Annotated in this window: 1 rRNA gene; it reads left to right on the top strand. The window is 56.2% G+C overall.

From position 1 onward, the window contains the following. Positions 1 to 1,318: ribosomal RNA gene (locus AB0O07_RS35985) — 23S ribosomal RNA — on the top strand; the annotation flags it as partial.

Raw genomic sequence — 1,318 nt, 5'->3', positions numbered from 1 at the left:
CGTGCGGTAGGTAAATCCGTCGCACATGAGTCTGAGACCTGATGCCGAGCCGATTGTGGTGAAGTGGATGATCCTATGCTGTCGAGAAAAGCCTCTAGCGAGTTTCATGGCGGCCCGTACCCTAAACCGACTCAGGTGGTCTGGTAGAGAATACCGAGGCGTTCGGGTGAACTATGGTTAAGGAACTCGGCAAAATGCCCCCGTAACTTCGGGAGAAGGGGGGCCATTCTGGGTGATGGGTCTAGCATCCTGAGCTTGGGGTGGCCGCAGAGACCAGCGAGAAGCGACTGTTTACTAAAAACACAGGTCCGTGCGAAGCCGTAAGGCGATGTATACGGACTGACGCCTGCCCGGTGCTGGAACGTTAAGGGGACCGGTTAGCTGCTCTTCGGGGTGGCGAAGCTGAGAACTTAAGCGCCAGTAAACGGCGGTGGTAACTATAACCATCCTAAGGTAGCGAAATTCCTTGTCGGGTAAGTTCCGACCTGCACGAATGGCGTAACGACTTCTCGACTGTCTCAACCATAGGCCCGGTGAAATTGCATTACGAGTAAAGATGCTCGTTTCGCGCAGCAGGACGGAAAGACCCCGGGACCTTTACTATAGTTTGATATTGGTGTTCGGTTCGGCTTGTGTAGGATAGGTGGGAGACTGTGAACTTCGGACGCCAGTTCGGGGGGAGTCGTCGTTGAAATACCACTCTGGTCGTGCTGGATGTCTAACCTGGGTCCGTGATCCGGATCAGGGACAGTGTCTGATGGGTAGTTTAACTGGGGCGGTTGCCTCCTAAAGGGTAACGGAGGCGCCCAAAGGTTCCCTCAGCCTGGTTGGTAATCAGGTGTTGAGTGTAAGTGCACAAGGGAGCTTGACTGTGAGACCGACGGGTCGAGCAGGGACGAAAGTCGGGACTAGTGATCCGGCGGTGGCTTGTGGAAGCGCCGTCGCTCAACGGATAAAAGGTACCCCGGGGATAACAGGCTGATCTTCCCCAAGAGTCCATATCGACGGGATGGTTTGGCACCTCGATGTCGGCTCGTCGCATCCTGGGGCTGGAGTCGGTCCCAAGGGTTGGGCTGTTCGCCCATTAAAGCGGTACGCGAGCTGGGTTTAGAACGTCGTGAGACAGTTCGGTCCCTATCCGCTGCGCGCGTAGGAGTCTTGAGAAGGGCTGTCCCTAGTACGAGAGGACCGGGACGGACGAACCTCTGGTGTGCCAGTTGTTCTGCCAAGGGCATGGCTGGTTGGCTACGTTCGGAAAGGATAACCGCTGAAAGCATCTAAGCGGGAAGCCTGCTTCGAGATGAGGACTCCCACCCCC

It is taken from the genome of Streptomyces sp. NPDC093085, assembly GCF_040683935.1.
Taxonomy (GTDB): Bacteria; Actinomycetota; Actinomycetes; order Streptomycetales; family Streptomycetaceae; genus Streptomyces.
This window is presented reverse-complemented; position numbering and strand designations above follow the sequence as displayed.